12 protein-coding genes and 1 pseudogene are annotated in these 20951 nt (G+C 63.5%); all 13 read left to right on the top strand.

Going from position 1 to position 20951, the window contains the following annotated elements:
• Window positions 1-30 precede the first annotated feature (30 nt).
• The 13 genes and pseudogenes from B0G74_RS26625 to B0G74_RS26565 all read left to right on the top strand — a co-directional run bounded on the left by B0G74_RS26625 (window position 31) and on the right by B0G74_RS26565 (window position 20937).
• Entirely contained in the window at window positions 31-3504 is a 3474-nt protein-coding gene (locus B0G74_RS26625) for a transglutaminase family protein (protein WP_132377914.1), read from the top strand.
• A 29-nt stretch (window positions 3505-3533) separates the two neighbouring features.
• A complete protein-coding gene (locus tag B0G74_RS26620; RefSeq protein WP_132377912.1) occupies window positions 3534-6170 on the top strand; it encodes a circularly permuted type 2 ATP-grasp protein in 2637 nt (878 codons plus the stop codon).
• Window positions 6167-7058: pseudogene (locus B0G74_RS26615) on the top strand (transglutaminase family protein). Before B0G74_RS26620 ends, B0G74_RS26615 begins: the two are co-directional and overlap by 4 nt.
• 382 nt (window positions 7059-7440) lie before the next feature.
• On the top strand, window positions 7441-9543 hold the full coding sequence (locus B0G74_RS26610; protein ID WP_165923928.1) for a fimbria/pilus outer membrane usher protein: 2103 nt from the start codon (window positions 7441-7443) through the stop codon (window positions 9541-9543).
• Between the two features lie 446 nt (window positions 9544-9989).
• Window positions 9990-10943 (top strand): hypothetical protein, encoded by a 954-nt coding sequence (locus B0G74_RS26605; protein WP_165923927.1) that lies wholly within the window; start codon window positions 9990-9992, stop codon window positions 10941-10943.
• A 60-nt stretch (window positions 10944-11003) separates the two neighbouring features.
• Window positions 11004-12209 (top strand): HlyD family efflux transporter periplasmic adaptor subunit, encoded by a 1206-nt coding sequence (locus tag B0G74_RS26600; protein ID WP_132377908.1) that lies wholly within the window; start codon window positions 11004-11006, stop codon window positions 12207-12209.
• 11 nt (window positions 12210-12220) lie between these two features.
• Window positions 12221-14329 carry a peptidase domain-containing ABC transporter gene (locus B0G74_RS26595; protein WP_132377906.1) on the top strand — a complete coding sequence of 703 codons (2109 nt, stop codon included), beginning with the start codon at window positions 12221-12223 and terminating at the stop codon, window positions 14327-14329.
• A complete protein-coding gene (locus tag B0G74_RS26590; protein WP_132377904.1) occupies window positions 14322-15626 on the top strand; it encodes a TolC family outer membrane protein in 1305 nt (434 codons plus the stop codon). The genes B0G74_RS26595 and B0G74_RS26590 overlap by 8 nt, the downstream gene beginning before the upstream one ends.
• Window positions 15627-15801: 175 nt before the next feature.
• Window positions 15802-16224, top strand: coding sequence for a MarR family transcriptional regulator (locus tag B0G74_RS26585; RefSeq protein ID WP_132377902.1), 423 nt, complete (start codon window positions 15802-15804; stop codon window positions 16222-16224).
• Window positions 16225-16305: 81 nt separating this feature from the next.
• Window positions 16306-16728, top strand: a complete 423-nt coding sequence (locus tag B0G74_RS26580) for a MarR family winged helix-turn-helix transcriptional regulator (RefSeq protein WP_132377900.1) — start codon at window positions 16306-16308, stop codon at window positions 16726-16728.
• Window positions 16729-16813: 85 nt separating this feature from the next.
• A complete protein-coding gene (locus tag B0G74_RS26575; RefSeq protein ID WP_207915700.1) occupies window positions 16814-17914 on the top strand; it encodes an HlyD family secretion protein in 1101 nt (366 codons plus the stop codon).
• Window positions 17915-17921: 7 nt separating this feature from the next.
• Window positions 17922-19493 (top strand): DHA2 family efflux MFS transporter permease subunit, encoded by a 1572-nt coding sequence (locus B0G74_RS26570; RefSeq protein ID WP_132377898.1) that lies wholly within the window; start codon window positions 17922-17924, stop codon window positions 19491-19493.
• A gap of 10 nt (window positions 19494-19503) precedes the next feature.
• The gene (locus B0G74_RS26565) at window positions 19504-20937 is read left to right on the top strand and encodes an efflux transporter outer membrane subunit (RefSeq protein WP_132377896.1); all 1434 of its coding nucleotides are present in this window, start codon (window positions 19504-19506) and stop codon (window positions 20935-20937) included.
• Window positions 20938-20951: the final 14 nt, after the last annotated feature.

Here is a 20951-nt window from a genome sequence, read left to right as displayed (position 1 = left end):
GGGCTGCCATCCTTCGTCCAGGAGTCCGGTGTGTCCATACGCGTCGCGTTGCATCATGTCACACATTACCGTTACGACAGGCTGGTTTCACTGTCGCCCCAGGTCGTGCGTCTTAGGCCTGCGCCGCATTGCCGGACCCCCATCCTGTCGTATTCGATGCGGGTCGAGCCGGCCGAGCACTTCATCAACTGGCAGCAGGACGCGTTCGCCAACTATCAGGCCCGGCTCGTTTTCCCCGAGAAGACGCGCGAATTCAAGGTGACCGTCGATCTGGTCGCCGAGATGGCCGTCTACAACCCGTTCGACTTCTTTCTCGAGCCATCGGCCGAGCAGTTTCCCTTCGACTATTCGCCCGGCCTCGCGCTGGAACTCGCGCCGTACCGCGTCAAGCGGCCGATGACGCCGCGCTTCGCCGAGTTCGTCGCGAGTATCGACCGCACGCCGGCCGGCACCGCCGACTTCCTCGTCGCCCTGAATCAGCGGCTGCAACGCGAGATTCGCTACCTGATCCGCATGGAGCCGGGCGTGCAGACGCCCGAGGAAACGCTCGTGAGCGCCGCCGGCTCGTGCCGCGATTCAGGCTGGCTGCTGGTGGAGACCTTGCGGCAATTGGGGCTGGCGGCGCGCTTCGTGTCCGGCTACCTGCTGCAACTCGCGCCCGACGTCAAATCCATCGACGGCCCGAGCGGCACCGAAGTCGACTTCACCGACCTGCACGCGTGGTGCGAGGTCTATCTGCCGGGTGCCGGCTGGATCGGCCTCGATCCGACCTCCGGGCTGCTGGCGGGCGAAGGGCATATCCCCGTCGCCTGCACGCCCGAGCCGGGCAGCGCGGCGCCGATCTCCGGCGCCGTCGACGAGTCCGAGGTCGAGTTCGACCACACCATGTCGATCGAACGGGTCTTGGAGACGCCGCGCGTCACCAAGCCGTTCAGCGAAGCGGTATGGGCCGATGTGCTGAAAATGGGCGCGCAGGTCGACGGGCAGCTCGCCGACATGGACGTGCGTCTGACGATGGGCGGCGAGCCGACCTTCGTCTCGGTGCGCGATCGCGACGCCGCCGAATGGAACACCGACGCGCTCGGCCCGACCAAACGCGGCTACGCGGTCGCGCTGATGGACAAGCTGCGCTCGCGGTACGGCGCGAACGGCTTCCTGCATATCGGCCAGGGCAAGTGGTATCCGGGCGAGCAATTGCCGCGCTGGGCGATGTCGCTGTACTGGCGCGCCGACGGCGAGCCTTGCTGGCACGACCCGGCGCTGTTCGCGGACGAACGCGAGCCCGGCACCTACACCGCCGCGGACGCGCAACGCTTCCTCGCGCATCTGGCGACCAGGCTTTCGCTCGACACGGACTGCATCCAGCCCGGTTTCGAGGACGTCTGGTACTACCTGTGGCGCGAGCGCCGTCTGCCGGTCAACGTCGATCCCTTCGACGCACGGCTGGACGACGAACTGGAGCGCGTGCGCCTGCGCCGAGTGTTCGACGCGGGGCTGGGCGGCGCGACCGGCTTTGTGCTGCCGCTCGCGCGCGAACGCGAGGTGCCCGGCGAGGCGCCGCAATGGGTCAGCGGCCGCTGGTTTTTCCGCGACGAGCGCATGTTCCTGATTCCGGGCGATTCGCCGATGGGTTATCGCTTGCCGCTCGATTCGCTGCCGTGGGTGTCGAAGACCGACTATCCGTACCAGCACGCGCACGATCCGTTTGCGCCGCCCGTGCCGTTGCGTTCAGCCGCGCAGTTACGCATGCAATACGACGGCGAGCAGCGCACCATGAGTCCCGCCGACGCGCGGCGCGCGGCGGCGTTGTCGTCCTCGGCGGCGGAGTTGCTGAGCGGCATGCCAGCCGGCGGCGTGCTGGCCTATGCGCGTCAGCCCGGCGACCAGGCGGCGCCGGCGCGCGGCCAGTCGTCGAAAGAAACGATTCGTACGGCGATTTGCGTCGAAGCGCGCGACCCGAAACGCGCGGCCGGTCCGAAGGCCGAAACGGACGCGTTCGGCAGCGGCCGCACGCTGCTGCATGTGTTCATGCCGCCGCTCACCGAACTCGACGACTATCTCGACCTGCTCGCCGCCGTCGAAGCGACGGCCGCCGAGTTGCGTATGCAGGTGGTGCTCGAAGGCTATCCGCCGCCACGCGACGCGCGTCTGAAAGTGCTGCAGGTCACGCCGGACCCCGGCGTGATCGAGGTGAACATTCATCCCGCGGCGAACTGGGATCAACTGGTCGATCACACGGAGTATCTGTATCAGTCGGCGGCTGAGAGCTATCTGAGCAGCGAAAAGTTCATGACGGACGGCCGGCACACCGGCACCGGCGGCGGCAATCACTTCGTGCTCGGCGGCGCGACGCCCGCCGACAGTCCGTTCCTGCGCCGTCCCGATCTGCTGGCGAGCCTGATCGCGTACTGGCACAACCACCCGTCGCTGTCGTATCTGTTTTCCGGGCTGTTCATCGGGCCGACCAGCCAGGCGCCACGCATCGACGAAGCGCGCAACGATCAGGTCTACGAGCTCGAAGTGGCGTTCCGCGAATTGCAACGGCAGATCGACATGCTCGGCGGCCGCGACAGCGCGAGCCTGCCGGCGTGGATGATCGACCGCTCGCTGCGCAATATCCTGATCGACGTGACGGGCAACACGCACCGCGCCGAGTTCTGCATCGACAAACTCTATTCGCCCGATGGTCCGACCGGCCGTCTCGGCCTGCTCGAATTGCGCGGTTTTGAAATGCCGCCGCACGCGCGCATGAGTCTCGTGCAGCAACTGCTGCTGCGTGCGTTGGTGGCGCGTTTCTGGCACACGCCGTACACACAGCGGCTCACGCGCTGGGGCACCGAACTGCACGACCGCTTCCTGCTCGGCACCTTCGTGAAGATGGATTTCGACGACGTGCTCGGCGAACTGAACCGCGCGGGCTTCGCCTTCGACAGCAGCTGGTTCGCGCCGCACTTCGAATTCCGCTTCCCGCTGGTCGGCGAGACCACGGTGAACGGCGTCTCGCTGACCATCCGCAACGCGCTCGAACCGTGGCACGTGATGGGCGAGGAGGGCTCGCCGGGCGGCACGGTGCGCTACGTGGATTCGTCGGTGGAGCGGCTCGAAGTGCGCGCGCTCGGTCTGAACGACAACCGCCATGTCCTGACCGTCAACGGCGTGCCGGTGCCCTTGCAACCGACCGGCCGCGTCAGCGAATATGTGGCCGGCGTGCGCTTTCGCGCGTGGGCGCAGCCGTCGGCGTTGCATCCGACCATCGGCGTGGATGCGCCGCTGACTTTCGATCTGGTCGACACATGGGCTGGCCGCTCGGTGGGCGGATGCCAGTATCATGTCGCTCATCCGGGCGGGCGCAATTACCAGACCTTTCCGGTCAACGCCTATGAGGCGGAAAGCCGGCGGCGCGCGCGCTTCTTCGCGTCGGGACATACGCCGGGGCCGCTCACGGTCGATGCGCCGCATCGCAGTCTGGAGTTTCCGTTCACACTGGATCTGCGCTACTGGTGAAACCAGCACACTCTTAAAACGACACGACCTTGGCCTTTCAATCGACTTTTCCCTTCGAAACGTCCGCGGCGCGCGCGGACGCTTCGTCCCTGTTGCGCCTGCTGCCGGCCCACGAGGGACATTGGGACGAGTTACGCGACACCTCGGGCGCGTTGCGCGAACCGTGGCGGCAATTCTTCGAGCGGCTCGGCGAAGACGGCATTGCGCGGCTCGACGATCACCTCGCCTCGGTCGCGCAGCAGATTCGCGACAACGACATCAGCTACAACGTCTACGCGGATAACGGCGAGCCGAGGCCGTGGGCGCTCGACCTGCTGCCGTTCCTGATCAGCGAGGACGAGTGGGCGCATATCGAGCATGGCGTGACGCAGCGCGCGCATCTGCTCAACGCGATCGTCGCGGACATTTACGGGCCGCAAACCTTGCTGGAGCGCGGACAATTGCCGCCCGCGCTGGTCTTCGGCCACCCGGGCTATCTGCGCTCGGTGAAGGGCTACGCGCCGCCGGGCGGCCAGTTTCTGCAAGTGGTCGCGGTCGACCTGGCGCGCACGCCCAACGGCGACTGGACCGTGATGGCGCATCGCACCGAGGCGCCCTCCGGCCTCGGTTACGCGCTGGAAAACCGCCTGATCGTGTCGACGCTGTTCGCCGATCCGTTTCGCGCCATGCATGTGAGCCGGCTCGCGCCGACCTACTCGCAACTGATCGCGACACTCGTGCAGGCGGCGCAGGCCACGATGCGGCACGACAGCGAAGACGCCGAGCATTCGCCGCATATTGCCTTGCTCACGCCGGGGCCGTTCAGCGAAACCTACTTCGAGCACGTGTTTCTGGCGCGCTATCTCGGCGTGACGCTGGTCGAGGGCAAGGACCTGACCGTGCGCGACGACAAGCTCTATCTGAAGACCCTCGCCGGTCTCGAACGCGTGCATGTGGTGCTGCGGCGTCTGGACGATGCGTTCTGCGACCCGGTCGAACTGCGCGCCGATTCGAGCATCGGCGTGCCCGGCTTGTTGCAGGTGATGCGCGCGGGCAACGTGATCGTCTCGAACGTGCCGGGCTCGGGCTTCGTCGAATCGCCGGCGTTGCATGGTTTTCTGCCCGGCATTGCCGAAGTGCTGCTCGATGAAGACCTCGTGTTGCCGAGCGTGGCGACGTGGTGGTGCGGCGAAGAAGCGGCGCGCGACCATGCGTTCGCGCGTCTCGACGAAGCGTTCGTCGTGCCGACGTGGCCGGTCACCGGACGCGATGCGCCGCCCGGCGTGGAGCAAGGCCGGCAGCGCTTATCGACGTGGCGCGAGCGGATCGAGGCCATGCCCGACACCTACACGATCCAGCAGGCGCAGCGCTTTTCCTGCACGCCGCGTTACGAGGAAGGCACCGTTGGCCGCCGTCCGTCGGTGCTGCGCGTCTATGCGATTGCGGACGTCAACGGCGGCTGGCATGTGATGCCGGGCGGCTTCACCCGCATGGCCGCCGAACGCCAGGCCACCGTGTCGATGCAGTACGGCGGCAGCAGCGTCGATACGTGGGTGCTGTCGAGCCAGCCGACCTCGACCTTCACGCTGCTGCCTTCGCCGATGCAGCCCGCCGACCTCGCGCGCAAGCATCGCACCGTGTCGAGCCGCGCGGCGGAAAACCTGTTCTGGGCAGGCCGTTATGGCGAACGCGCTGAAAACAACGTGCGGCTGTTGCGTCTTATCCTCGGCTCGCTGGAAGGCAATGATGCCGACGCGATGTTTCCGACTCTGGTCGAACTCGCCATGCACTGCGGGCTCGTGCAATCCGGCGACATGTTCGCGCCGCATTCGCCGCCAGCTTTCGAGCGTGCGCTGGTCGCCAATCTGAGCGAGAGCACCGGCGCCGCGAGCATCGGCCAGAACCTGACCTCGCAGGCGCGCTCGAACGGGGAAGTGCGCGGGCGTCTGTCGAACGATCACTGGCGCACGATTCTCGCGGCGCGCAACGACTTCCGCGACGCGTTGCAGATGTTGATGCCTGCACCGGGTTACGGTAATGGTTCATCTTCATCACAAGGTAACGGTAACGGCCGCGGCGAACGCTACGACCGGTACGACCGCGTGACGCTGATGAACGCGCTCGAACACCTGTCGGTGCAGTTGTCGGCGATCAGCGGCGCACAGGGCGATCGCATGACACGCGACGAAGCATGGCGTTTGCTGTTCGTGGGCCGCCACATCGAACGCGTATCGGCGATGACCTCGTTTCTGCGCGTGGTCGCCGACAAAGGCCAGCTTTCTACGCCCGCCGGTTTCGATCTGCTGCTGCAGTTGTTCGACAGCACGCTGACGTACCGCTCGCTCTATCCGGGCCGCTTCGAAGTGCCGGCCTTGCTCGACCTGCTGGTCATCGAGCCGACCAATCCGCGCGGCATCTACGGCGTGTACGAGCGCCTGCGCAAAAAGCTCGACGAGATCGCCGTGGCGGCGGGCAGCACGCGGCATCGTCCGTTCGCTGAAATGATGGCGCCGACCGATCTGTTGCCGACGCTCGAATCGCTGTGCGAGGTGGACGAAAACGGCACGTACGTCAATCTGATTGCGGTGTGCGATCAGATCGGCGGCTTCGTCGGCGCGGCCGCGCATGAAATCAGCGCGCGCTATTTCAGTCATGCCAGCACGGTCGCCTCGCAGGTGTGGTCATGAAGCACACGCCGACCGTGCTGTCCGTCTCGCATCGCACGACCTATCGCTACTCCACGTATGTGGAGACCGCGCAGCATCTCGCGACAATCCGGCCGATTGCCTGTTCGTGGCAACGGGTGGTCTCGCACAGCGAAAAGATCGAACCCGAACCGTCGTATCTGAATAGCCGGATCGACGCATTCGGCAACGACGTGCTGTATTTCGCGCTGGATGCGCCGCATGAGCGCTTTGCAACTCGTCAGCGAAACGACCGTGGCGCTCATGCCGCGTTGGACCGATCTCGATCCGGAAGCGACGCCCGAATGGGACGACGTGGCCGATGCGCTGCGCTTTCGCGTCGGCGGCCAGTTCCGGCCCGAGGTGGAGTTCTGTTTCGCGTCGCCGAATATCGTGCCGCGTCCGTCCTTGCGCGACTATGCGTTGCCGAGTTTTCCGCCCGGCATGCCCATCGCCGCGGGTGCGATCGATCTGATGCACCGCATTCACGAAGACTTCGCCTATAAGCCTTCCGCGACGATGTTCGATACGCCGGCCGAACGCGCCTTCGAATTGAAGAGCGGCGTGTGCCAGGACTTCGCGCAGGTGATGATCGGCTGCTTGCGCTCGCTGGGTTTGCCGGCGCGTTACGTGAGCGGCTATCTGCGCAACGATCCGCCGCCGGGACAGCCGAGACTGATCGGTGCGGATGCGTCGCACGCGTGGGTGTCGGTGTATTGCCCCGGCAGCGGCTGGATCGATCTCGATCCGACCAATGACGTGCTGGCCGATATGGATCACGTGACGCTCGCCATCGGCCGCGATTACAGCGACGTGTCCTTGCTGCGCGGGATGATTCTCGGCGGCGGCGCGCATCGGGTGGAAGTGGGTGTGACGGTGCTGGCGCTGTAGGGGCCGCGCCGCGCATTCCCGATCTATTTCACATTGCTTTCCCGGCCTGGATAAGGTTCAGACCGCGACCCGTGTGTCGAGGCTGCCACGATCACGGTTACCCTCCCTTTTCCTTTCCCGCATGCGCGGATCTCTCCCTGACAGACGTCTGCACTCGACAATGCAGCAATGCCGCTCAACGCTTTTGCCGCGCGTAAAACTTGCGGCCCGTTTGGGAAAGTTCCGGCCTTCTCTCAGTGAAATCGTCTAGCGGGCGCGAGCGCCAACGCCGATACTTTTGTTAGAAACGCGGCCACGCAGAGCAACGTGCACATCGCTACACGCATAACGAACACTGACGGTTGAAATGGCGGGGAAAAGACAGTCCGAATTCGCGCGGGGATTGAATAGGCGTGCGTTCAGGCATACCCATGCGCTGATGTTCGGCGCGCTCGGCGCTTGCGTGCCGGCGTCCGGGCACGCGCAGGCGCTTGCCGGCGTTGGTAGCGTGTTCAGCGGCCAGCGCAACGACGATCGCGTCGATGCTTCGGTAACAGTGCCTGAAGTGCCTGTGCCCACAAGCGAACCTGTCGTGAATCCGTACGCTGAGAGTCCGTCGGCGGCGCTCGGCTACGCGTTCAATACGTTCCATACGTCCAGCGAAGGAGCAGCGGACACACAGAGTTATCTTGGCTTAACTGCCGGCGTCAATATCGGCAACTGGCGAGTGCGCGAGCGGGGTGTGTTGCAGTCCAATACGGGGCGGGGCACGTCCTACCAGAATGTCGCGGCTTATTTGCAGCGTGACATCCCCTCGTTGAAGAGCCAGCTCGTGCTGGGGGACCAGTTCACGGACGGCGCTGTGTTCGACAGCATCGGCGTGCGTGGCGTAAAGATGGAGAGTGTCGATAGCGCGGTGTCTGGGTCGCTGCCCGGTTACGCACCTGTGGTGCGCGGCGTGGCGATGTCCAATGCGCTGGTCACCGTTACGCAGAACGGCAACCGTTTATACGAAGCGACAGTTGCGCCAGGGCCGTTTGAGATTGATGACGTTGCACCAACAGGGTACGGCGGCAATCTGCTCGTTACCGTGACGGAGGCGGATGGAAGTCGGCACAGTTTCACCGTGCCGTATACATCTGTCGTACCGCTTGTGCGGCCAGGCTCGACGCGCTTCAGCATCGTCGGTGGCGCGACCCGTGACGCGCAGATCAGGCATCACGGCGCTTTGCTGCAAGGCGCGGTTCAGCACGGTATCAACAGCGTGATGACGGGCTATGGCGGGGCGATCGTCGCCGACGGCTATCTGTCCGGCCTGATCGGCGCAGCGCTCCGTACGCCGATCGGCGCACTGTCGGCCGATGTCTCGGAGGCTCAGGCCGATGTATCGCATGCACGGAGTATGCGCGGCACAAGCCTGCGCATCGGCTATAGCGAGTTCATCGAGCAGACGGATACGAACGTGTCCGTCGCGGCGTACGGCTACTCATCCGGTGGCTTCTTCACGCTGCGCGACGCGATGCTGGGGCGGGACGCAATGCAAGCGGGTTCTGGCGCAGACGGCATCAAACGCCGGCGCAACCAGTTGCAGATCACCCTGAACCAGCGCGTCGGCGCCGGTGACGGTTCGCTTTATGTGGTCGGCTCGACATCGAATGCCTGGAACCGTTCGGGCTCCGATACGCAGTTTCAGATCGGCTACACCGGCGCATTACGTGTGGCCGAAGCGAATCTGAACTACACCGTATCGGTTTCCCGTCAGCGAAACGGGTTGGCAGGGCCAATGAGCAATCAGGTGTTCGCAAGCGTCTCGGTGCCGCTAGGCAAGGTAGAGCGCGCTTCGTCGCTGTCGGCGGGCCTGATGCATGACAGTCGTGCCGGCTGGTCCGAGCAGGCCATGCTCGCGGGCTCCGCCGGCACCGCGGATGAACTGCGTTACGGCATATACGGAACGCATTCGGAACGGTCGACTATAGGTGGTGGCAATGCGCAGTACCAGAGTGCCTACGCGACTTTCGGTGGGAGTGCGAGCGGCGGTTCGGGCTACTCGCAGGCGTCGGCGAATATTCGGGGTTCGGTGTTTGTTCGTCAGCGAGGCATCGCGCTGAGCAACGAACCTGGAGTCGCAGCGGACATTGTTTTGCCGAAGAACGGCATGAGTGTCAGCGCGCCGGACTCTGTTGGCCCGAACGCGAGCAGTCCCGGTTATGTGCCGGTGCCGCATCTGGGGCCGGCCGGCACGGATCCGATTGACATCGGCGTCCGGCGCGACTTGGCCAACGGCAGCGCCGAGCCGACGGATCCGGAGACTGCGTCGCGATGGAATGAGTGGGTCATCAAGCAGGAGACGGTTGGCGACAACGTCGCTGCGAATGTCGCCACTGCGGACCAGACGGAAGGCGCCGAGCGTCTGATGCTGTTCACGAACATCATGCCGATGAAAGTGTATGCACGTAATTCGGTTGTTTTGTGGTCGGACGTCGAGCGCGGGAACGGGCATCACTGAAATAGCCGGGGGCGCTCACGCGCGATGTCCCGACTCGGGGCTGTCCGAAAATCTGCGTGGCCCAGATGGATAAAGATTCGAGAATTGGCCGAGTCTCCCTGGAGGCAAAGCCATGTTTTGTAGGTCGTAGTCTGTAGTTATAGCTGTACTAACTTTATTTCACAAAAAAGGCAAGAAAATGCAAAAGATCGATCGTAACGCGCTGGCTCAATCGAAAATCGCCGGTGGCTGCTGCAAGGGCTACTGTGCACCGGCGAAGCCGGCTCCGGCACCGGCACCGAATTGCCACGGGGGGCGTAACTAAGCAGCGTTAAGGGTGTAAGGGCGGGCTGATTACCCGCCCGCAGTCTCGCGAAGCCCGATCGTTCGCGATCGGCCTTCGCGTTCAGATGACGAATGATGGCGTTCCCGCGGAACGGCTATGTCACCGTGACGAAGGAGCCAGCATGGGGTTGTTAAAAGCGTTGCGCGCGTTGCCCGTTGCCGTCAGGCGCGGTGCGAGGCGCGGCCGCGCCTGGGTGCAAGGCGCCTGTCTCGCGCGCATACCTCTGCGTGCGATCGAACCGCTTGCAATTTTCGCGTGGTACGTGGGGAGTCGTTTCAACGCTCGGCTACGCTGGAGCGGTATTGAGCGGCGGGATGTCGGGCGCGACGTGTTGAAGCTCGAACAGATTGACGACCATCGCGTCCTGTCGGGCAGGGTGCTCGAGAAACTGATCGATCAGCGGCTTCATTTCGGCCGCCAGCGCAATCGCGCGGAAGCCTGGCCGGATTTGCAACGCGCGGCTGGCGTCCTCGCGCAGATCATCAGGAAAGTGAAAACAGCGACGCCGGAGCGGGCGGTCATCGTTTCGCCGTTCCACTACCTCTCGCAATACGCAAACATTTATTTGATCGACGAACTGCGCAAGCAACTCGGTCTCGCGTCCATCGGTGTCGTATCGGGCGTGCCGCAAGACATCTACGGAAGCGATGAGGCGATGATTCCGCACATCGACATCCTTCACACCTATAGCGAAACGAACCGCGGCGGATTGGGATTGCGCGCGGCGCGCTCGCTCAGACGCAACGGCGTCGTCGTGCTGTTTTCCGACGCGCCGCCATTCGCGTTGAGCGGCTATCCGATGGAGACGGTCGGCGTGTCCATGTTCGGCCGTTCGGCGCGTATTCATAACGGCGTATTCCGTATGGGCGCGCCGCTCGACGCGCTACTGCTGCCGTTCTATCTGCGCTTCGAACGTGGGCGTTTCAGTGCCGTCGTGCTGGAGCCGATCGAGCTCGCGCAAAGCGACGCACCTCAACGTGTCGCCGACTGCATCGAGAAAGCGCTGAGAGAGAACTATGCGCGCTCACTGGCCGCCGGACATCCTTCAATGTACGCATTTGCGCCGGCCAGATAAGCCACACGAGCAGCGTTGGAAAGACACATCTCGTCTCAGAAGAGAGGCGGCAGGACGGTAATGGAACCAACCAGTATTCCGCAGTTCAAGGACATTTCCTGGCGCTGGATCGCCTATGCCGCGTCGGCAATCGTGGTGGTGGCGATTGGCTTCGGCTTTCTGCATGAAGTCGAGCTCAAGCAGGACGTGCAGTGCGAAATCGTGTCGCCGTCTGAAGTGAAGGTGCGGGGTTTGAGCGGACTCGTGACGTCGGTGTACGTGCACCCGTCGGAACGTGTGGCGTCGGGTGCGCCCTTGTTCACACTGCAGCGCGATCTATCGTTATCGAGCGACGGCCGCCAGCGCAATGTGTTCGACTCGCAAATGCGCGACGAGCAGATTCGTGTCGCAGACGAGCAGTACACGCAGCGCAAGGCGCAACTCACCGCGCAGCGCGATGCTTCATCGCTGACCGGCGCGAGCCGGAGAGCGGAACTCAGCGCGCTGGATGAACAGATCGCCCAGAACCGCCAGCTTGCGGACGAATCGCAGCAGAAGCTCGTGCGCCTCAAGTCGGTGTCGGACTACGTGCCAGCCGATCGGATCGAGCAGGCCAGCGCGGACGAGCATCAGGTCAAGGTTTCCCTTGCTCAAGGCAGGGCGCGCCGCGAACAGTTGCGCGGCGAGATATCGACGTTAAGCGGCACGCTGATCGACCTTGATGCGCAACTGAAAGAGAACGACGCCAGGCACGAACAAAGCATTCAGGAAATCCAGATGCGCTTCGAGCGATCGCGCCTCGACGCAACGATCTCGGCACCGCGGGCGGGAGTCGTTACGTTTTCGAAACTCGTGCCGGGTCACACGCTGGAGGCATCCGACGTCGCGCTCGTCATCGCGACGGACGAGAAGGGCGCGTTGCGGGCCGCGCTGCGCATTCCGTCGCGGCGTCGCGGGTTCGTCGAAAAAGGTCAGACCGTGCGGCTTAAATTCGATGCGTTTCCGTACGCGAAATTCGGCAGCTACGAAGCCCGCATCGACGCTATTTCCGACACGACGATGCAGGCCTCCGCAGCGCCTCCTGGCGTTCCAGCCTCGCTGGCCGCTCAAGGCGGTGGAGACGGCGACTATCTGGCGTGGGCAACGCTGCGGGGCAAGACGTTCGACTACGGCAAGCAACATTTCGACATCTTGCCGGGGATGCGCGCAACGGCGAGCATCGTCGTCGAGCGCAGGACGATCGCCGAATGGGTGCTGGCGCCGCTTTTCCGCATGATCAGAGGCTAACAGGAGACCCGGTGCGAACGATCTATCAGAACGAAGTCGCGGAATGCGGCTATGCCTGCCTGGCAATGGTGCTTTCACATCTCGGCCGCGCGACTGAAGTGCGCGAGTTGTCCGCGTTCAGGCCAATCTCGGCAAATGGCCTGACTTTGATGGATCTCTACGACGTGGCGACCGACTTCGGCCTGGCCGTACAGGCCTACCGGTTCGACATGGCGGATCTTCATTCGGTCAAGCGAGGCTCGATTCTTCACTTCGGCGGCGCGCATTTCGTGGTGTTCGAGAAGTGCGGGCATGGCTACGTTCAAGTCCTCGATCCGGCCAACGGGCGGCGGCGGGTCTCGATGGGTACATTTATGGCGAGCGTGTCCGGTTATCTGCTGGAATGTTCGGCAACGCCTTCCATGCCGCGTATTCGCGCGAAATCGCCGGTGCCCGGTGCGCTTGCACGCGTGCGGGGATTGAATCCCGCACTGCGCAGACAACTGGCGAAAGTCATGTTCGTCGCACTGGGAAGCCAGTTTGCGATTCTCGCCATGCCTTATCTCGGCAACCTCGTGCTCGACTACGTGGTCTCCGCGGACAACCTGAATTTGCTGGGCGTGTTAGTGCTGACATTTGCCGGCATTTTCGCGGTCGGGGCGCTGAGCCAGTATGTGGAGTCGCGCCTTGTCGAACTGCTGCATCAGCTTACGCAGGTCAACATGACCGAGGGATTGCTCGGCCATCTCCTGCGCAACCCGATGTCGTGGTTCGAAAAGCGTCATGTCGGCGATGTCTTCGCACGCGTCAAGGCGCAGGACGAGATCAGCGTCTATGCGACCCGAACCGTCACGTCGATGTGCATCGACATCGCGGTGGGATCTCTGGCGCTGGGTCTGATGCTGGTGCAGAGCCGCATGCTGACGGCCGTCGCCGTGGCCATGTTCATCCTCTATCTTGCCGTCGCGCTGGGCATGTTCGCGCGCATGCGGGACAACCACGCGCTTGTGCTGGAAACGTCGGCGCGATGCGACGACGCATTGATCGAAACGATCCGGGCTGCGAGCCTGATCAAGCTCGCGCAGGGCGAGACGCGCCGTACGGCGCTCTACATGATCAAGTACAAGGAATATGTGGGCGCACTGCTGGCGAGTAACAGGTTGAACAGCGCGCGCGACGCGATCCTCAAACTGGTCCAGTACGCGGACACGATTGCGATCACCTGGTTCGCCGCGCGGCTGATGCTGGCCGGCAGCGTTTCCGTGGGCGTGTTCTATTCGTTTCTGATCTACAAGTCGTTGATGTCCGAGCGCTTTGCCCATGCCGTCAATGGCGCGTTCGCGTATTTCATGCTGAGCGTGCCGACCGCGCGCGTGGCGGATATCGTCGAGTGCGAGGAAGAGCGATATACGCCGCTTGCCGAGCGCAACCGTGTGACGGAGATACGTATGTTCGAGCGTATCGAGGTGCGCAACGTCACGTTTCGCTACGGCGTGTCCGACCAGCCGGTTCTGCGGGACGTGAGCATCGATATCCGGCATGGCGACAAGATCGCCATTACGGGTCCGTCGGGCGCGGGGAAATCGACGTTATTCAAACTGCTGTCGGCTGCCGAACCGCTTCAGGAAGGTCAGATCATGCTCAACGGCATCGCATGGCCCAATCTGACTATCGACGAAATCCGCCGGCATGCGGCCCACATGCGTCAGGGCGATCTGATTCTGCACGGCTCGATTGCCGAAAACGTCACCTTATTTGCAGCCAGTATCGACGAAGACCGCGTACACACGCTGCTCGAAGACGTCGGATTGATGCAGGACGTCATGCGTCTGCCGATGCGCACCCGAACCGTGATTAGCGACACGATTGCGAACATCTCCGCTGGCCAGCGGCAACGCCTGCTGTTGGCGCGTGCGCTCTATCAGGGCCGAAGTCTGCTGCTGCTCGACGAGCCCACGTCCAATCTGGATCCGGCTTCGGTGCAACACGTGGCTGCCTTGCTGCGCCGGCTGAACTGCACGGTTGTCGTGATCACCCACGACCGGTCACTGGCAGCCGCGTTCGACGTTCGGTATCGCCTTGTAGACGGTGCACTGGTGCCCGAGCACTTACATCCTCTGCCGGAGCCGATCCATGCTTAAGTTCCGTGTCGCGCGCGTTGCGGTGCACCTGTTTTGCGCCATGGCGAGTCCCGCATTTGCGGCTGACCTCCTCACCGTCACGCAGCAGACGCTCGGCCGCGACTCCAGCCTCGCGCAGACACGTGCGGGCTACGCGGCCGCGCAGCAGGCCGTTCCGCTGGCGCGTGCGGGATTACTGCCGCAGATTTCCGCAGGCTGGGGGCGCACCTACAATCGCCTCGCGACAGATGGTTTTCCGACCACGACCTACTGGCAATCGGGCTGGACCGTCAATATCGCGCAGCCGTTGTTCGACTGGACGAAATGGAGCAATTACAAGCAGGCGGATTTTGTCGAAGCGCGCGGCGCTGTCGAACTGAATGCCGCGCAACAGGCGGCGATTCTGCGCGCCGTGCGTGTCTATTTCGAAGCGCTTGTCGCCGAGGATGAATTGAGGCGCGTGAGCGAATACGCGGCCGCGGTCGATCAGCACCTGCAGTTGATCAATCGGGGCAAAGCGGCGGGTGAAGCAACGCTGATCGATCTGCGCGACGCCCAGACCGCGCGTGAAAAGGTTGCGCTCGAGCGGATGGATGCTGAAAACACCTTGCTTGCAAAGCGCCGGGCGTTCGAGCAAGCCACTGGCGTGCCGTTCGAGACGCTCGCGCGATTGCCTGACTCGCTGCCCATGCCGCGCCTGCAACCTGAGGACGTCGAGGCATGGGCCGCCCAGGCAAAGAATCACGCGTTTGACGTACAACTGAAACAACTGGACTGGCAGATTGCCCGGATGGAAGTGAGCAAGGCGCAATCGGCGCACTTGCCCTCGGTTTACCTGACCGGAAGCTATACCCCGGCCGGCGCGGCATCCGGCTATTCGCGTCCGACAACCACCACGACGGGCATGCTCGCCGTGTCGATACCGATTTTTTCCGGCGGTGAGACACAGGCAAAGGTGGAGGCGTCATCGGCGCTGGAAGACAAGGCGCAAGAGGGCTTCACGGGCGCCACGCGGGACGCCGAAGCCGCGGCACGCGACGATTACAGCCGCTATCAGTACGGGCGCACGCGAATCGACCTGCTCACGCATCTGGTGGCGTCATCGCGAGAAGTGCTGGCGGCCACCCGAGTCGGCTTCCGCGTGGGCAGCCGGACGGCCAGCGACGTGCTCAGAGCGATCGACGCACTCTATTCTGCGCAACGCGATTTGCTGGCGGCTCGTTATGACGCCATCGTCGCGTTGATGCAACTCAAGGGCGACACAGCCGCCCTGAGCATTGCCGACGTGGTCCAGATCAACAATGTGCTGGTGCACTGAAGGGACAGTGATTTGGCCCGTTGATATGGCAGACGTGCTAAAAAATAACACTTTCGCGTGGGTAACCCCATGTAGCGGGAAGCAACATGGATGAGGCCGTTGCCCAAATTCAGCAACACTGTGTTCAAAATAGCCAAACTTGACTCTGTGCGTATGCACATATAGACTCCACCTCATGAACCGTCCCATCTCTTACGACGAATGCAACTGCTTCGCGCTGCGCCAGGCGGCCCGGCACGTCACGCAAATCTACGAACGCCACCTCGGCGAAGTAGGCTTGACGGCTGCGCAGTTCACGATTCTCGCCAAGCTCGCGCGCATGCCGAATCTGCCCATGGTGGATCTGGCCGACGCCATGGTGATGGAACGCACCACGCTGGTCCGCGCTATGAAGCCCCTGCAGCGCGACGGGCTGGTGGTGGCCGAATCGGCGGAACATGACGGCCGCACGCTTCTGTTCAGCTTGACGGACAAGGGCGAAGCCACGTTCGATCAGGCGGCCATTGCGTGGCGCGCCGCACAGGACGAGTTTGAAAAGAAGTTCGGCCATGCGCGCGCCAAAACGCTGCGCGCCGAACTCTTCAGCATCACCGGCTAGTTGAGGCGCACCTGCTCGTTCCGACGAGCATCGGTTCGTCTGCTTATGTGCATACGCACTCACAAACGAGGAAGTGCAGCAATGGAAGGGCTCTTCGACGACGACTGCTTTGCCATCCGCCAGGCCGCGCGTTATGTCTCGCAGATATACGACCGGCACCTGGCGAATGTCGGGCTGACCATTACGCAGTTTTCGCTGCTGGGACGGCTCAAACGCACCGGCCCCATGACGATGAAGCAAATGGCCGAAGTCATGCGCATGGAACGCACCACCCTGGTCCGCACGATTCAGCCGCTGCGCCGCAACGGCCTCGTGTCGAGCGAGGCGCTCGGTGCCGACGCGCGGGCGCTGACGATCACGCTCACGCCTGCAGGCGAGGCGCGTCTCAAGGCAGGGGGCGAGCATTGGCATGCCGCGCAAGCCGAATTCGAGCATCGTTTCGGCGAACGGCGCGCGGCTGCATTGCGAGGCGAATTGTTCGCCATCACACGGGATTCAATCTGAAGTCGCGGATACGGCGACGTACAGCCGGCGCAATCCACGCGCCGTTTTTTTTAACGTAACGAGTGCATACGCACATATCGAAACCATGTCCACTACTCCATCGACTATCGCCCCGCCGAGCGCGGCGCAGACCGCCAAACCGGCACGGCGCATTCCGTGGATGCTGCTCGCGGTCATCACGGTGATTGCCGTGCTGGCGCTTGCTGCGTCGTACTGGTTCTTCGTCGGCCGCTTCGTCGAAACGACTGACGATGCCTACGTGGGCGGCGATGTCACCGTGATGGCGCCGAAGGTGAACGGCTTCGTTACGGATGTGCTCGTGCACGACAACCAGTTCGTCCACGCGAACGAGGTGTTGATCCGGCTCGATGCGCGCGATTACGACGCGCGGCTCGCCCAGGCCACGGCGGAAGTGCAGAGCGCGCAAGCCGCGGTGATCGAACTGCAGGCGAAGAAATCCTTGCAACTCGCCACCATCAACGAGCAGGCCGCCGAGGTGCGCGCGTCCGGCGCCGAATTGACGCGCAGCGCCGCGGACCAGACGCGCTACCGCGAACTGGTGAAGGACGACGCGGTATCGAACCAGGTGGTCGAACGCGCGGATGCCGATCTGACCAAAGCGCGTGCGGCGGTCGATCGCAGCGGCGCCGCGCTGATCGCGGCGCAACGTCAGATCGCGGTGCTCGACGCGCAAATCGGCGACGCCGAGGCGCGTATCGCGACGGCGCAAGCCGCCCAGCGTGTCGCGGCGCTGAATGTGGAGTACACGACGATTCGCTCGCCGATCGACGGCTATATCGGCAATCGCACGGCGCGTGTCGGCCTGCTGGCGAACACCGGCGTGTCGCTGCTGACCGTGGTGCCGTCGAGCGGATTGTGGATCGACGCCAACTTCAAGGAAGACCAGTTGAAGAAGATGCGCGTCGGCGACAGCGTCGATGTCGATCTCGACGCATCGAGCACTGCGATTCACGGTGTGGTGGAAAGTCTGGCCCCGGCCACCGGCGCGACGTTCAGCGTGCTGCCTGCCGAGAACGCCACGGGCAACTTCACGAAGATCGTGCAGCGCGTGCCGGTGCGTGTGCGGCTGAATGTGCCGAAGGAAATGCAAGGCGTGCTGCGCCCCGGTCTGTCGGCCACGGTGAAAGTGCATGTGAGTTCCGGCAACGCGCCGGCGCGCGGATGAGCCGATCATGACCCAAGTTCTCGCCAACCCCGCCGACCTGCCGACGCGAACCAAAGTCCTGGCGTTCACGCTGATGTGCGTGGGGTTTTTCATGGCGACGCTCGATATCCAGATCGTGGCGTCGTCGCTCAAGGATATCGGCGGCGGTTTGTCCGCGAGCCAGGACGAACTCTCGTGGGTGCAAACCTCGTATCTGATCGCTGAGATTCTGGTGATTCCGATGTCCGGCTGGCTCACCCGCGTGTTCTCCACGCGCTGGGTGTTCGCGTTTTCCGCGCTCGGCTTCACGATCACCAGCATGTTGTGCGGTCTCGCGTGGGACATCAACTCGATGATCCTGTTCCGCGGTTTGCAGGGCGCGCTCGGCGCCGCGATGATCCCGACGGTGTTCACCACGGCCTTCGTGCTGTTTCCCGGCAAGCAGCGGCTGATTGCATCCACCACCATCAGCGCGCTCGCCACGCTCGCGCCGACCATTGGTCCGGTGATCGGCGGCTGGATCACGTCGCAATGGTCGTGGCACTGGCTGTTCTATCTGAACCTGGTGCCGGGTCTGGCCGTCGCGCTGATGGTGCCGAAATACGTGCATTTCGACAACGTCGAACTGTCGCTGCTGAAGAAAGGCGATTACCTGGGCATCCTTCTGATGTCCGGTTTTCTCGGTTGCCTCGAATACGTGCTGGAGGAGGGGCCGCGCAAGAACTGGTTCGGCGACGACGTGATCCTGACGTGCGCGTGGATAACGGCGATCTGCGGATTCCTGTTCATCGTGCATGCGTTCACCGCGAAAGAGCCGATCGTCGATTTGCGCGCGTTGGCGATCCGCAACTTCGGCATTGGCAGTCTGCTGTCGTTCATCACCGGGATCGGGATTTTCTGCGCGGTGTTCCTGACGCCGGTGTTCCTGTCCCGTGTGCGTGGCTTCGATTCGTTGCAGATCGGCGTGGCGTTGCTGTCGGTCGGCTGTTTTCAATTGGTCGCGATGGTGGCGTATTCGGTGGTCGCGCGCTTCATCGACATGCGGATCCTGCTGGTGTTCGGCCTGGTGCTGTTCGGCGTCGGCTGTTATCTGTATGTGCCGCTGACCAATCAGTGGGGCTGGCAGGAGTTGCTGATCCCACAAGCGTTGCGCGGCATCGGTCAGCAGTTCTGCATTCCGCCCATTGTCACGATGGCGCTCGGTTCATTGCCGATGTCGAGGCTTCGCTCCGCAAGCGGTCTGTTCAACCTGATGCGTAACCTGGGCGGCGCAATCGGCATTGCGGTGAGCAGCACGATGCTCAACGACCGCCTGAACCTGCACTACGAGCGGCTCGATGAACATCTGAACGTGGGCCGTCCGGTGGTCGAATCGATCTTGCAGCAGCAAAGCGCGCATTTTGCGGCGGTGGGCGGCAACGCGCTGAACGCGGCCAACGCCGGGCTCGGCCAACTGCACGCGCTGCTGATGCGCGAAGCACTCGTGCTCACGTTCTCCGACACGTTTTACGCCCTGTCGCTCTGTTTCCTGGTCGGCCTGCTGAGCGTGCTGTTCTCGCGCCCGTTCGGCAACACCGCACCGCCGCCCGATGCTCATTGAGGAATTCAACATGAAACCGATCCTTGTCAAAGTACTGGCGAGCGCCGCCTTGCTGGCGCTCGCGGCGTGCGCGGTGCAACCGGCAACGCACGCGGATTTGCCGCAAACCGTGAAGACCGTCGCGCCTGCCGCATGGAATGTCGACGCGCCGCAAGACAGCGTGAGCGCCAACGCGTGGTGGGCGCAGTTCGGCGACCCGGTCATGCATCAACTGGTCGAATCCGTGTTGACCGGCAACCTCGATGTGCAGGCGGCGGTGGAGCGCGTCAGGCAGGCGCAGGATCTGGCGAAGCAGAATCGCGCGGCGCTGCTGCCGGAGTTGAATGCGAGCGCGACCGCGTCCAACTCGCGTCAGAACACGCCGCCGCCGCTCGGCTATGTGCGTCAGGCCGGCGTTGGCTTGACCGCGAGCTGGACGCCGGATGTGTTTGGTGGCGAGCGTCTCGCGGTATTAGCGGCGCAGGCGCAAGTGTCAGGACGTCAGTCCGCATTGAACGAGGTGCGCCTCGCGCTCGCGGCGAATACCGCGGCAGCGTATATCGATCTGCGCTGGGCGCAATCGCAGTTGCAGATTCTGAGCGACAACGAGCAGATCCGCGCACGCGCGCTGAAGCTCACGCAGCAGCGTCTGCACTACGGCCTGTCGACGCAACTCGACGTCGCGCGCGCACAGAACCAGCTCGAGGATTTGCAGGCGCAGATCCCGCGCGTGCAATCGGCGGTGCAGCATCAATTGAGTCTGATCGCGGTGTACTCGGGCCGCACGCCGGAGAGCGTCGACAGCTTGCTGCTCGCCAATGCACGCGACATTCCGGTGCCCGCGCAAAGCGTGCCGCAGATGCTGCCCTCGGAAGCGCTCCTGCAGCGTCCCGACGTGCGCACCGCCTACGCGACGGTCGAACAGCGCGCGGCGGAAGTGGGCGTGTCGAAAGCGCAGCGCTATCCGCAGTTCCGCCTCAATCTCGCCGACGGCTTGCTGGCCTCGTCCTATCTCGGCTTGCCGACGCTGACCGACAACCTCTTCAGCGCCGCCTTGAACGCGACGAGCCCGATCTTCAACGCGGGCCGCATCACCGCGAATATCGACGCGAGCGAAAGCCGCATGCGCGAATCGCAACTCGGCTTGCAGCAAACCATGCTGCAAGCGCTGAAGGAAATCGAGGACAACCGCAGCGATCTGGTGAGCGGCGCCGTGCAGGTGCAACGTCTTGGCGGCGCGCTCGATGCGTCGAACCAGGCGCTGCGTCTGTCGAGCGAACTGTACAAGGGCGGCGCGGCGGATTTTCTCGATGTGCTGACCGCGCAGGAGGCGTATCTGCGTGACGCGGAGTCGTTGAACCAGGCCAAGCGCGAGCATGCGCTTTCGGCTGTCGCGTTGTACCGGTCGCTCGGCGGCGGCTGGGATGTGCCTGACGCGGTCACGGCGGTATCGGCGAACAACTGATCGAACGATGCACG

The sequence above is a fragment of the Paraburkholderia sp. BL9I2N2 genome (genome assembly GCF_004339745.1).
GTDB lineage: Bacteria > Pseudomonadota > Gammaproteobacteria > Burkholderiales > Burkholderiaceae > Paraburkholderia.
The sequence above is the reverse complement of the archived record's forward strand: the minus strand, read 5'-3'. Positions and strand labels throughout refer to the sequence as shown.